A 12,521-nucleotide genomic window follows, 5' to 3' on the forward strand; every position below is an offset into this window, starting at 1 on the left:
TGTCAAGTACCTTTCGAAGAAAGGGGACTTGTCTGGAGAGGAGGGGTGACATGCCGAACCCCCGCACCCGCGGGGGAATGATCGGTGCGAGGGGCCCGGCGTCCGGCGCGCCCGGGCGGCGCGCCGGAGAGCGGATCAGACCTGGGCGGTCTGCGGCTCGTCGGAGGCGGTGGCCGCGGCCCCGCCCTGGGCGACGGCCCGCTGCTTGTTCGGCTTCTGCAGGCCGAGGGCGACCAGCGCGGTCAGCGCGATACCGGCCGCGGCGATGAGCACCGCGGTGCGCAGGCCGTCGTTGGTGGCGGCGCGCAGCGCCTCGCCCTGCAGGCCGTCGAGGCCGGAGTTGGCGATGGCGACCAGGATGGCGAGACCGACCGCACCGCCGACCTGCTGCGTGGTGGAGGCCCAGCCGGAGGCGATGCCCTGCTCCATCGGGTCCACGCCGACCGTGGCGGCACCGAACATCAGCGTGTAGCCGGCGCCCTGGCCGAGGCCCATGACGACCATGCCGGGGATCAGCGCGGCGTAGGAGCCGTCGGTGGCCAGGGTCAGGCCCACGATGACGGTGCCGACGAGGCCCACCAGCAGGCTGGTGATCATGATGGCGCGCAGACCGTACTTCGTGGCCAGGCGGCCCGCCGTCTGGGCGCCGATGGCGATGGCGACCATCGGGACCAGGAAGGCCAGGCCCGTCTCCAGCGCGCTGTAGCCGTGCACGCCCTGGAAGTAGACGGTCAGGAAGTACAGCAGGGTGCCGAAGGTCGCCATGTAGAGGAAGGTGACCGCGGCGCCGGTGCTCAGGTTGCGGTTGCGGAACAGGCGCAGCGGCATCAGCGGGTCACTGCTGCGCTTCTCGATGACGAGGAAGGCGGCCAGCAGCGCCACGCCGAGGACGAAGGCGCCGATGATCAGACCCGAGCCCCAGCCCGACTCCGGGCCCTGGACCAGGGCGAAGACGACGGACGTGGTGCCGACGGTGGAGGTCAGCGCACCGGCCAGGTCGAAGGAGCGGCCGCTGCCGCTCAGGATGTCGGGGGCGATCAGCGGGAAGGCGAACAGGATCGCGAGGACGGCGAGCGGGACGTTGACGAAGAAGACGGACTCCCAGCCGAAGGCCTCGGTGAGGACGCCGCCGAGCAGCGAACCGAGGATCATTCCGGAACCGCCGGCGGTGCCCCACACGGCGAAGGCGCGGTTGCGCTCCTTGCCCTCGGCGAACTTGGTGGAGACCAGGGTCAGCGTCGCCGGGAAGAGGAAGGCGCCGCCGATGCCCTGCACCGCGCGGGCCGCGACCAGTACCCCGGGGTCGGTGGCCAGGCCGCCGAGCAGCGAGGACACCCCGTACAGGGACAGGCCGAGGACGAAGATGCGCCGTGGCCCCCACAGATCGCAGGCCCGGCCGCCGAGCAGCAGGAACCCGCCGAACGCGACGGCGTAGGCGCTGACCACCCACTGCAGGGACTGGGCGGAGAACCCGAGTCCGTCGCCGATCTCGGGGAGTGCGACGTAGACGATGTTGTAGTCGATGGAGATGATCAGCTGGGCGAACGCCAGCAGCGCCAGGAGGAGTCCAGGGCGCCGGCGCGGTGCCTCGGTGGCGGCGCCTGTGGCCGAAGACGGCATGACTGTGCCTTTCACTACGGGGTCGGAAATTCGACAGGCGCGCGAGGCGCCACCGCCGGGGGAACGGCCCCGGCGCAGTACAGGGGGTGCGCTCTTGGCTCCGGCTCAGGTCCGGTCGAACCAGTGGCGTACGTGGTCCGGTGCGGCGGGGTTCGCCCGCCGGACCTCGTCCGCCAGATCGGCGATCGTCTGGTCCGCCAGCCTGCGCCGCCAGGCCAGTTCCGCACTGGAGAAGGCCTGGGCCACGGTGCAGGGGGTGCGGTGTCCGGCCGGGCCGGCGATGCGGCCGGCCGGGCCCTGGTGGCGAATGCCCGTGCACAGGAAGGCCCGTGCCGAACCGTCTATGGCCGCCGCCACGTCCATCAGGGTGATCTCCTCCGGTTCACGGTTGAGACGGAATCCGCCGCGAGGGCCGGAGCGGGACGAGACGATGCCGGCTCGTCCCAGCGCGTTCATCTGCTTGTTCAGGTAAGCCGTGGGCAGGTCGTGGAACTCGGCCAGCCTGGCGGCCGGCACCGCCCTGTCAGGGGAGATCCAGGACAGGTTGATGCAGCAGTGCACCGCCCATTCCACGCCCTCTCGCAGCTTCATGTTCTGGACATTACGCATCCTCGATGTCCGCCAGAAGGGCCGGCCTCTTTTAATGTCAAGTCGCCTTGGGTGTGCCCGTTCTAGCTGTTCAGAGCATGTTTCAGCTCGGCTTCCAGACGGCCGAGATCGGCCTCGTGGCCGTGTGCCGCGACGTGCCCGTCGGGGCGCACCAGCCAGTACCCGGCGCTGCGGCAGCCGGTGGCGAAGGCGCTCTCGCGGCGCCGCAGCACCACCGTGCGCACCGCCTCGCCGTGACGGGCCGCGACGTGCCCGGCCTCGGTGCGCCAGGCGTCCGACGGCGGCGCGAGGACCAGGGTCCAGGCGTGCGGGTCGGCGCCCGGCCCGCTGATGCCGTATGCGAGGGCGTGGCGCCGCGGGAAGACGGCGCCGTCCTTCAGGCCGCCCGGTATCCGGCCCCGGACCCGGCAGCCGGCGATCCCCGAGGGCCGCTGGGTGTCGCGCACCGGCGGGTAGGCCAGGCGCCGCCCGGCCATCACCGGGGTGTAGAACCGCGACACGACGCCGGTGCGGTCGAGCAGTTTGAAGGCGGTGTCCCGGGCGAGCACCTTGGCCCTGCTGTTCGCCACCCAGGCACGGGTCTGCAGGTCGGTGTCGCGCACGATCTGGCGGGTGGCCTCCGAGCGCTCGGTGCCGTAGCTGGCGAGCAGCGAGGCCGGCGACTGGCCCCGGATGACGGCGGCCAGCTTCCAGCCCAGGTTCTGGGCGTCCTGCAGGCCGTTGTTCATGCCCTGGCCGCCGGCCGGGCTGTGCACGTGGGCGGCGTCGCCGGCGAGGAAGACGCGCCCGACGCTGAAGTCGCAGGCGTGCCGGGCGTGCACGCGGAAGACCGCCTGCCACACCGCCTCGGTCAGCCGCACCCCGCGCGGCCCGCGCTCGTCGAGGATCTCCTGCATCATCTCCAGGCAGACCTCGCCCCGGCCCTGCGGCATGACGGACAGGAAGCGGTGGACGCCGCCGGGCATCGGCACGACCACCAGGGCACCGCTGGGCGCCTGGTAGAACAGGCACTCGTCCGGCGGGAGTTCGCCCTCGATCCGCGCGTCGACCAGCGCGAAGGCCATCTCGTAGGTGCTGCCCTGGAAACCGATGCCGAGCTGGCCGCGCACCGCGCTGCCGGCGCCGTCGGCGCCGACCACGAAGGGCGCCCGGATGCGGTCGACGCTGCCGTCGGGCAGCTCCACGACGGCGGTGACACCCTCGCTCGCGCCGATGTCGCCGGAGAAGTCCACGCCTTCCAGGGCCAGCAGCCGCACCCCGCGCTCCACCTTGCCGCCGAGCTCGGCGAGCCGCTCGGCGAGCAGACGCTCGGTCACATGCTGCGGCAGCACCCGGCAGGCGGTGTCCTCGGTCAGGGCGAAGGAGGCGAGCGGCTTGCGTTCGGAGAAGTAGCTGAGCCGGCTGACGGCCACGGACTCGCGCATGATGCCGTCGGCGAGCCCCGCGTCCTGGAGGATGTCCAGGGCGCGGGGCCACACCGACAGCGCCTTGGGGGTGGTCGACGGCGCCTGGGCGCGGTCGATGACACGTACCCGTATGCCACGGCGCATCAGTTCCACGGCGGTCAGCAGGCCGGTGGGCCCGGCGCCGACGACGAGCACGTCCATGTCGGGCGCGCCGGTGAGGTTCTCGCTCATCGCGCTCATTCCGTCCGCACGCCGGCGGTGACGCCCCCGGCGGGCTCGTCGGGCAGCCGGTCCAGGCTGATGCCGAAGTACTCCTTGTACGCCTCGAGGGCCTCCGCCTCGCTCTGCAGGGCACGCTTGGAGCGCTCCTCGCCGGCGACCATGCTGACCTGCTTGTTGGCCTTGAGGGTGACCAGGCCGTCGGGGGTGCGGATGGAGCAGAACAGGCCCTGCAGGAACGACGAGTCGGGCGAGGTGCGGTACCACCACAGCGTGGGGGCGAAGTCGGCGATGGTCACCGGCCGGTCGGCGACCCGGTACAGGGGCTTGCCGCCGAGGTACACGTCGACGGCGCCGTCGCCCACGTCGTGCAGCTGGTAGTCGCCGTGCGGGTCGTGCTGCACCTTCCGCGAGGCCAGGTTCAGCGGGAAGCGGCTGTTGCGGCCGAAGCCGACGTCGACCAGCCAGTCCTCGCCGTCGGCCTTGACGCGCAGCGCCAGGTGGCCGAGGAAGGGGCCGAGGACCCCGCCGGGGCGGTGCACCCAGCCCGGCAGGATGTCGACCTCGTAGCCGAGCGAGGTCAGCAGGAACGACAGGGCGGGGTTGACCTCGTAGCAGCCGCCGCCGCGGTTGTGGCGGACGATCTTCTCCAGGACGCGTTCGTCCATGAAGATGTCCTCGTCGAGGTGGTAGCCGAGGTTCTCGAAGGGGACCGACAGAAGGTGACGCTCCATCACGTGGCGGAGTCCTTCGAGGTCCGCGCGCTCGGGCCGGGTCGCTCCGATGCGGCGCAGGTAGTCGTCCATGATGCCGTCCAACATCGCCGTCTCCTTAGCGTTGCGTGGTGCTGGGTGAGGGTTGGGTGCGCTGCCAGCGCAGCAGCGACAGGCCCATCGCCATGCCGCCGCCGAAGCCGGCCAGAAGCAGGAGGTCCCCGTCGGCGAGCTGCCCCGAGCGGGCCGCCCGGTCGAGGGTGACGGGGATCGAGGCGGCTCCGGTGTTGCCGAAGTCCTCGTAGGTGACGCGGGTGTGGCCGGCCGGGATGCCGAGGGTGTCCGAAAGGTCCTCGAGCATCCGCCCGTTGGCCTGGTGCGGCACGAAGTGGTCGACGGCGCCGGCGGTGAAGCCCGCCTCCTCGACGAAGGCGGTGATGGCCGGGGCGACCGTGGTGTTGACGAAGTCGCGCACCCCGCGCCCGTTCATGGTGAAGTAGTGCCGGCCGTCGGCGAGGGTCTCGGCGCTCGCGGGCAGGCGGCTGCCCCCGGCCGGCACCTCGATCAGGTCGCGTTCGGCGCCGAATCCGGCCAGCCGTCCGGCCAGCAGGCCGCGCCCGGGCCGGGCCGGGCCGAGCACCACCGCTCCGGCGCCGTCGCCGAAGAGGATGGCGGTGCGCCGGTCGGCGGGGTTGAGGATGCGGGAGTAGATGTCCGCGCCCACGACCAGCGCGTACGGCGAGTCGGAGCCCGCCAGGACGTGCTGGGCGGCGTTCAGCGCGAACACGAAGCCGCTGCAGACGGCGTTGACGTCGAAGGCGGCGGTGCCGTGGCCCGCGCCGAGGCCGTCGGCGACGATGCTGGCGGTGGGCGGCTGCGGCTGGTCGGGCGTCGAGGTCGCGACGACGATCAGCGAGAGGTCCGCGGCGCCGATGCCGGCGGCCTCCATCGCGGCCCGGCCCGCGGCGATCGCCAGGTCCGAGGTGGCCTCGTCCGGCTTGGCCCGGCGCCTGCTGCGTATCCCGGTCTTGAGCCGGATCCACTCGTCGGTGACCCCGGCGGCGGCCGCCACCTCGTCGTTGCCGACCACATGCGAGGGCAGGCAGGACCCCGTCCCCAGGATCGCGATACCTGCACTCGTCCGGCCGGTCCGGGCCGTACCCGTGGTGATCATTGTGTGACCCTTCCATGAGAGTTCGGGCCTCCCCGCGCAGGCAGATGCTCCCGAGGCCGCTCGGCCCCGGGCAAAGGCCGGACGCCGAACCCGTCAGGTCGCCGGGGAGTACGTCAGATGGCGTCCGGCCCGGCCGCAGGGGTGCCGGGCCGGACGCCGGGGTGTCACGCGGCCGGCGCCAGCGGAGAGCCGGTCAGCAGGCCGCGCACCAGGTCGCCGGTGATGGCGAACCCGTTCTGGGTGAGCACGGACTCGGGGTGGAACTGCATCGACGCGAAGTACGTGCCGCGCAGCGCGTGGACCTCCTGGCTGTCGGGATCGCGGGCGATCTCGACGACGCCGGCCCCGGCCGCCTCCGTCTTGTCCTCGGCGCTCACGGCCGCGAACGTGTTGTAGAAGCCGACGCGTTCGCGCCGCCCGAACAGGTCGATGTCCCGCTGGACGCCCTGGTTGGGCACGGCCCGGCGCACCAGGCCGAGGCCGAGACGGCGGCTGAGCACCTGGTGGCTGAGGCAGATCGCCAGGAACGGCCGCTGCTCCTTCAGCAGCCGTGCGATCGTGGCGTCCAGGTGGGCGATCTTGGGCTGGGACAGGTCGCGCGGGTCACCGGGGCCGGGTCCCATCACCACCAGGTCGTGGCCGGCGAGGCGATAGGGCTCGTCGAAGCGTTTGACCGTCACCTCCAGGCCCAGGGAGTGCAGTTGGTGCCCGATCATCGAGGTGAAGGTGTCCTCGGCGTCCACCACCAGGAGCTTGCGGCCCGGCGGCAGCAGCGTCCGTCCGACGGGCCGCGCACCGTCGGCGAGCCAGAACCCGGCGATGGTCTCGTTGCGCCTCTCCAGCGCCCGGCGCACCTCGGGGTGGGCCGCGAACCGGGCCTGCCCCTCCCCCTCCAGGGCGGCGAGCAGCCCGGCGGCCTTGGCGCGGGTCTCGGCCACCTCGGACAGCGGGTCGGAGTGGCGCACCAGGGTGGCCCCGACGCCGATGCGCACGGTTCCCGCCGTGTCGATGTCGGCGGTGCGGATGCAGATCGCGGAGTCCAGGGCCGGGCGGCCCTCGGCGTCACGGCCCATCAGGGCGACGACGCCGCTGTAGTAGCCGCGGCCCTCCTGCTCGTAGCGGCCGATGACCCGGCAGGCGCTCTCCAGGGGCGAGCCGGTGACCGTCGGCGCGAACAGCGTCTCGCGCAGCACCTCGCGCGGGTCGCCGGCGGTCCGTCCCTCGATGAAGTACTCGGTGTGCGCGAGCCGCGCCATCTCCTTGAGGAAGGGGCCCGTCACCCGGCCGCCGCCGGGGCAGATCCGGGCCATCATCTTCAGTTCCTCGTCGACGACCATGTACAGCTCGTCGGCCTCCTTGCGGTCGGCGAGGAAGTCCATCACCTCCGGCAGGGTGGGGCCGGAGGCCGGGTAGCGGTAGGTGCCGGAGATCGGGTTCATCACCGCGGTGCCGCCGTCCACGCTGATGTGCCGCTCGGGTGTGGCGCCGACCAGGGTGCGCTCGCCGGTGTGCACGACGAACGTCCAGTACGCGCCCTTCTCGCGCTCCAGGAGCCGCTTGAAGAAGGTCAGGGCGCTGCGCGGGGTGTAGTCGGAGATGTCGACGGTGAAGGTCCGCTTGATGACGAAGTTCGCGCCCTCGCCGGTGCCGATCTCGTCGGTGATGATCCGGCGCACGGTGTCGGCGTAGGCGTCGTCGTCGACGTCGAAGCGGGCTCCGGTGGTGCGGATGGGTTCGTCGGGCAGCCTCTGCAGGACGGCGGCCAGCGGGGCGGTCTCCTGCCGGGTGACGCTCAGCGCCACCAGGGGGGTGCCGTCGTCGTGGCCGCAATAGCCCCGCTCGGCGATCTGCCGGTAGGGGACGAGGGCGAGCACCTCGTGCCGGGGGGCGCCGGTCGCCTCGGTCGGCCCGGGCAGCGGGATGCCGGCCAGGGTCTCGGGGTGCGACACCTCGCCGACGATGACGTCGAGCACGCCGGGGCCGGTGGCCTCGGGGCGGTGCAGCAGGGCGAACGGCGGCGGCGTGGGGCCGAGTATGTCGTCGAGCAGACCGCCCTCGTGCGGGCGTCCGGCGCGGGTGCCGGTCATGCGAAGACCTCCTTGGCGGTGGTGACGACCGCGCAGCGCGCGGCCGCGTACTCGACGGCCATCCGGTGGTGGCTCTCGTCGAAGTCGGCGACGGCGTCGGCGGCCAGGAACGTCTCGATGTCGTGGCTGAACGCCTCCACGGCGGTGATCAGCACGCCGACGTGGGCGTAGACGCCGCAGACGATGAGCTGGTCGCGCTGGTGGAAACGCATCCGGGTGAGCAGGTCGGTGTGGTGGAAGGCGCTGTAGCGCCACTTGGTGATCAGCCAGTCCCCCTCGCGGGGGGCGAGCGCGTCGACCACGGCGCGGTCCGCGGGCGCCGGACGCATGCCCGGGCCCCAGAAGTCCTTGAGCAGACCCCGCTGGTGGGCACTCATGCCGCCGGGCTGGGCGGTGTAGGCGACGGGGATCTTGAGACCGGCGCAGCGCTCACGCAGGTGGGCCGCGTTCTGCACGAGTTGACCGCGCAGCGGCTCGGGGAACGGCTTGAGGAAGTAGCGCTGCATGTCGTGGACGAGCAGCACCGCGCGGTCGGGGTCGGGGGTCCAGGGGGCGGTGTTCGCCTGCAGCTCGGACGGGGTCGGCAAGGGGTACGACTCAATGGGCGGGAGACCGGCCATGACGAACTCGAAGTCCTTTCTCGACGGTGCGGGAAGCGCGCCCCAAAGGGGCGCGGGGCTGCGTCCATGTGCGGCTCCGCCGCGTGGGCGCGACCAGCCACAGACGGCCCGCAGTCGCAAACGGCGCTGAACGACCGAGCTCTATGCGCCCAGTGCGGCGCCGCCGTCGACGGTCAGGGTGTGCAGCGTGATGTGGGACGCCTGGTCGGACAGCAGGAAGGCGACGGCGTGCGCGACGTCGGTGGGCGCGGCGAGCTTGCCGAGCGGGATGCCGACCCGGAACGCCTCGAGGCTCCCGGCGAGGGTGGCGCGCGGGCCGGAGTCGTCGTGCCACATCGAGCTGAGCATCGGGGTGTCGGTGGAGCCGGGCGCGACGATGTTGCAGCGGATGCCGTGCCGGGCGACCTCCAGGCCGAGGCTCTTGGTGAACATCTCCGCGGCCGCCTTGGAGGCGGCGTAGGCGGCCATCCCCGTACGGGGGGTGGCGGCCGCGTTGGAGGCGACGGTGACGACGGCTCCGCTGCCACGCGGCACCATGCGGCCCACCACGGCGCGCGACAGGTGGAAGACGCCGGTGGTGTTGACGGCGAAGGTGCTGTTCCAGTCGTCGTCGCTGAAGGTGCTCACCTCGCCGAGGCGCAGCACGCCGGCCGCGTTGACGAGGTGGTCGATGGGGCCGAGGCGCTGTTCGATCTCGGCGACGACGCTCTCGACCGCGGCGCTGTCGGTCACGTCCGCGGCGAACGGCGCCACCGGCAGCGCGTCCGCGCCCAGTTTGCCGATCACCTCGTCGAGCTGTCCGGCGTCACGGTCGACGGCGGCCACCGCGACGCCCCGTTCGCCCAGGACGCGGGCGACGGCCGCGCCGATGCCGCCGGCGGCGCCGGTGACCAGGGCCAGTCTGCTTTGGCTGTGCATGTCGTGCCTTCTCCTTCACATGCCGTGCGGGCAGGGACTGTCGGGTCCGGAGCGGCTCACAGGTGCCAGGCCGACACCACGGAGATGGCCTGGCCGGCGTTGAGCCGCGGGTCGCAGAAGCTCTCGTAGGCGTCGCCGACCAGGTCGGCCATCCGCTCGTCGGGCACGCACTCCAGGACGGCGTCGGGTGTCGCCTCCAGGTGCAGGCCGCCGGCGGTGCCACCGTGGTGTACGACCGCCTGGTGGAAGGCGGCGACCTCGCGCTCGGCCGCCTCCACGTAGCGGGTCTTGAATCCCCCGGGGGTGGTGACGGTGTTGGCGTGCAGCGGGTCGGTGAGCCAGATCACCGGGTGTCCGGCCGCGCGGACCGCCTCGACCAGCGGGGGCAGCGCGTCGGCGACCGTGTCGGCGCCCATGCGCGCGATGAGGGTGAGCCGTCCCGGCTCGCGCCGCGGGTCCAGGCGCCGGCACAGCTCCAGGATTTCGTCGGGGGTGGTGCGCGGGCCGACCTTGCAGGACACCGGGTTGGTCACGCCGGCCAGCAGGGCGACGTGGGCGCCCTCGGGCTGCCGGGTGCGCTCACCGATCCACGGCCAGTGCGTCGAGGACAGCAGCATCCCGTCGTCCTCGTGCCGCAGCAGCGGGACCTCGTAGTCGAGCAGCAGCGCCTCGTGGCTGGTCCACACCGGCGGGTCGATGCGGTCCGGCCCGGACTGCCGGTGCCAGCCGAGGTGACGCATGGTCTCGTCGGCCGCCATGTAGCCGGTCAGCAGACGCAGCGGGTCGGGGCGGCGGCCCTCGGGTGTGGGGTCGGGGTCGTTGACCATGTGGCCGCGGTAGACGGGCAGTTCGAGACCGCCGATGTGTTCGGTGGACTGCGAGCGCGGCTTGGTGAACTGGCCCGCGATGCGGCCCACGCGGATCACGGGCTTGCCGGTGACCAGCCGGAGCGACCCGGCCAGCAGGTCGAGCAGGGCCGCCTTGCGGGCGACGTGTTCGGCGGTGCACTCGTCGGGGTCCTCCGCGCAGTCCCCGGCCTGCACCACCAGGGCCTCGCCGGCCGCCACCCGGGCGAGCCGGCGGCGCAGGGTGCGTACGTCGTCGGCGCTCACCAGCGCGGGCCGGCCCGCGAGGTCCGACCGGACGCGGCGCACCTGGGCCGGGTCGTCCCACTCCGGCTGCTGGGGGGCGATCTTCAGTTCTATGTCGAGCAGGGAATCGTCCACGGATGTCTCCAGACACAAACGGCGGGCAGCGCGGCACGAGGCCGCGGCCAACGGGTACGGGCGCGGGTGGAAGGCGGGGAGCCGGCCGGAGCGGGGAGCGGTCCGGGGCGGCGGGGCCGTGCGAGGGCGGCGGGTCAGAGGCGGGGTGCCCAGCCCACCGCGTCCCAGAAGCCGAGCTGGGCGAGCTTCGGGGTGCGGGCGACCTCGGCGATGCCGGGTCCGCCGAGGACGAGCGTGCTGGGGGCGTCGGGTGTGAACGGCGGCCAGTCGGGCGTGTTCGGGGTGTGCGGAGCGGACGTACGGGCGAACGCGGCCACGGCGTCGATGAGGATGTCGGACAGCAGCCGCTCCACGGGCCCGTCGCCGAAGACCGGGGCGAACTGCGGCAGCCGGTGGGTGCCGAACAGGAACGGTGAGGTCGCCTCGTGCGGGGTGCCGAAGTGCGGCGGCAGCGCGGGGTGGGCGAACTCCATCGCGTACAGGGGGGTGGTGCCGAGGCGGGCGTGGCGCTCGGCGAACCGGACGATCTGGTGCCGGAAGAACGCGTCGCCCCAGATCTCGGTCCACAGCGACCGCGGGTCGCACGGCGCTCCGGCGTCCCGGGCCGCGGCCCGGTAGGCGGCGGCGCAGGCGTCCGCGAGAGTGCCGTCGGTGTCCGGTTCGCCCAGCCGCAGCACGTCGTGCACGGCCCGCCGCAGCTCGGCGTCGTCGCGCGGGGCGGGGAGGGGCTGCGGGGAGGCGGGGCCGGTGTAGAAGGAGCCCTCGGTGCTGGTGTGGATCGACAGCACGGGCACGCCGGGCGTCGGCAGCAGATGGTCGTAGGCGGGCATGGTGCGCCCGTCGACGACCGGGCCGCGGTACCAGCGTCCGCTGCCGACGATCCGGTCCTCCAGGGGCGGGGCGAAGATCTCCTCCCAGGCTCCGACGAGCGCGGCGGCCGGCACCTCGCGCAGTTCGGCGACGGTGGTGCCCAGCCGGCGGGCGACGGCCTGGTACGCGGTACGGCAGTCCTCGGGCGTCAGGGAGGTCGCGGGCGGGGTGACATGGCTGGGGCTGATGGACACGATGCGCCGGATCAGGCCGCGCAGGCCGGGAAGCAGTGCCAGCTGCCAGGCCGTGGCGCCGCCCGCGGAGGTGCCGCACACGGTGATGTTCCCGGGGTCCCCGCCGAAGGCGGCGGCGTTGGCGTGCACCCAGCGCAGCAGCGCCTCCTGGTCCTGCAGCCCCCAGTTGGCGAAGTGTCCGGTGTCCGGGTCGGTGAGGTCCTCGTGCAGGCCGAAGCCGAGAGCACCGAGCCGGTAGTTGAAGGTGACGACGACCAGGCCGCCGCGCTGCGCGAGCCGGGCTCCGTCGTACGCGGGCATGCTGCCCGCGCCGGCCTGCCAGCCGCCGCCGTGAATGTAGACCAGGACCGGCCGGCTGCCGCCGGGGTCCGGTGTCCAGACGTTGGCGTACAGCGAGTCCTCGCTGCTGGGCGGTACCGGCCGGTTGGGAATGACGCTCTGGAAGGAGACGTCGGTGAAGTGCGTGGCCTCGCGCACGCCGTTCCAGGGCTCGGGCGGCCGTGGGGAGGCGAAGCGCAGGGCACCCAGTGGGGGGCGGGCGTAGGGCACGCCGCGGAAGGCGGCGACGTGGCCGGCGCGTTCGCCGGCCACCAGCCCGCCCGATGTGCGCACCACGACCCGGGACGCGGTCGCGGCGCGGGGGCGGGGCGGGTCCGTGACGACGGCGGACGCGCCCCGCCGCTTGCCTGCGGCCTGCGGCTGGCTGGCCATGGTGAACTCCTCGGGCACTCGGACGGGCTGGTCCGCCGATCGTGTGCCGCCGGTTCAGGGGTCACCAAAGCAGGCCCTGGCAATCCGTCAGCTGCCGTGCAGAGTCCGTCAGCTCATCGGCCGGGCCGGCCGCGGAGCTGACACAACGGGCGGT

The 12,521-nt window shown here is 73.1% G+C and carries 10 protein-coding genes; all 10 read right to left on the minus strand.

The window, feature by feature from the left end:
- Positions 1 to 135 precede the first annotated feature (135 nt).
- The 10 genes from ACP4J3_RS39580 to ACP4J3_RS39625 all read right to left on the minus strand — a co-directional run bounded on the left by ACP4J3_RS39580 (position 136) and on the right by ACP4J3_RS39625 (position 12,367).
- Positions 136 to 1,620: an MFS transporter gene (locus ACP4J3_RS39580; RefSeq protein ID WP_426541186.1), complete on the minus strand. Its 1,485-nt coding sequence runs from the start codon at positions 1,618 to 1,620 to the stop codon at positions 136 to 138.
- Between the two features lie 105 nt (positions 1,621 to 1,725).
- A complete protein-coding gene (locus ACP4J3_RS39585; protein ID WP_426541187.1) occupies positions 1,726 to 2,211 on the minus strand; it encodes an RrF2 family transcriptional regulator in 486 nt (161 codons plus the stop codon).
- 80 nt (positions 2,212 to 2,291) lie between these two features.
- Positions 2,292 to 3,866, minus strand: a complete 1,575-nt coding sequence (locus tag ACP4J3_RS39590) for an FAD-dependent oxidoreductase (RefSeq protein WP_426541188.1) — start codon at positions 3,864 to 3,866, stop codon at positions 2,292 to 2,294.
- 5 nt (positions 3,867 to 3,871) lie between these two features.
- Positions 3,872 to 4,675, minus strand: coding sequence for an arylamine N-acetyltransferase family protein (locus ACP4J3_RS39595; RefSeq protein WP_426541189.1), 804 nt, complete (start codon positions 4,673 to 4,675; stop codon positions 3,872 to 3,874).
- 10 nt (positions 4,676 to 4,685) lie between these two features.
- Positions 4,686 to 5,741, minus strand: a complete 1,056-nt coding sequence (locus ACP4J3_RS39600; RefSeq protein ID WP_426541190.1) for a 3-oxoacyl-ACP synthase III family protein — start codon at positions 5,739 to 5,741, stop codon at positions 4,686 to 4,688.
- Positions 5,742 to 5,905: 164 nt separating this feature from the next.
- Positions 5,906 to 7,828: an anthranilate synthase family protein gene (locus ACP4J3_RS39605; RefSeq protein WP_426541191.1), complete on the minus strand. Its 1,923-nt coding sequence runs from the start codon at positions 7,826 to 7,828 to the stop codon at positions 5,906 to 5,908.
- On the minus strand, positions 7,825 to 8,448 hold the full coding sequence (locus tag ACP4J3_RS39610) for an isochorismatase family protein (RefSeq protein ID WP_426541192.1): 624 nt from the start codon (positions 8,446 to 8,448) through the stop codon (positions 7,825 to 7,827). Before ACP4J3_RS39610 ends, ACP4J3_RS39605 begins: the two co-directional genes overlap by 4 nt.
- Before the next feature lie 141 nt (positions 8,449 to 8,589).
- Complete coding sequence (locus ACP4J3_RS39615; RefSeq protein ID WP_426541193.1) at positions 8,590 to 9,366, minus strand: 2,3-dihydro-2,3-dihydroxybenzoate dehydrogenase; 777 nt, start codon at positions 9,364 to 9,366, stop codon at positions 8,590 to 8,592.
- A 56-nt stretch (positions 9,367 to 9,422) separates the two neighbouring features.
- A complete protein-coding gene (locus tag ACP4J3_RS39620; RefSeq protein WP_426541194.1) occupies positions 9,423 to 10,592 on the minus strand; it encodes a 3-deoxy-7-phosphoheptulonate synthase in 1,170 nt (389 codons plus the stop codon).
- 134 nt (positions 10,593 to 10,726) lie between these two features.
- Positions 10,727 to 12,367 carry a carboxylesterase/lipase family protein gene (locus tag ACP4J3_RS39625; protein ID WP_426541195.1) on the minus strand — a complete coding sequence of 547 codons (1,641 nt, stop codon included), beginning with the start codon at positions 12,365 to 12,367 and terminating at the stop codon, positions 10,727 to 10,729.
- Positions 12,368 to 12,521: the final 154 nt, after the last annotated feature.

This window comes from Streptomyces sp. UG1 (assembly GCF_049974585.1).
In the GTDB taxonomy this organism is placed as follows: domain Bacteria; phylum Actinomycetota; class Actinomycetes; order Streptomycetales; family Streptomycetaceae; genus Streptomyces.